This is a genomic window from Mesorhizobium sp. ArgA1 (genome assembly GCF_053714375.1).
Window position 1 is genome coordinate 1 of record NZ_JBSKBQ010000198.1, and the last position, 253, is coordinate 253.

At 60.1% G+C, this 253-nt stretch carries 1 protein-coding gene; it reads right to left on the bottom strand.

The window, feature by feature from the left end; translation table 11 throughout:
• Positions 1–35: 35 nt before the first annotated feature.
• Positions 36–253, bottom strand: a 218-nt coding sequence (locus tag ACWGTI_RS32975) for a hypothetical protein (protein WP_454590718.1), incomplete at its 5' end; no start/stop codon positions are given.

The following is a 253-nucleotide window of genomic DNA, read 5'->3' on the forward strand; positions in this document are numbered from 1 at the left end:
ACCACCACGTTCACACGCCCCTGGCGGCCCGGCCGTCACCAAATGCAGCGGTTTGCCGCGACCACCTCTTCCGGCGAGGTAACACCGGAAAGAGCATACCCCAAGCAGGGTCGGTTACGGTGCCACGGCTCGCAATTTGGCTGCTTCAAAGTCGAACGAAACGCGGTTCCGGCCGCGCTGTTTCGCTTCAGAAAGGCATCGTCCTGCAGTGCGAAGAATATCCTGAGTATCTGCATCGGGAGGGATTTCCGCA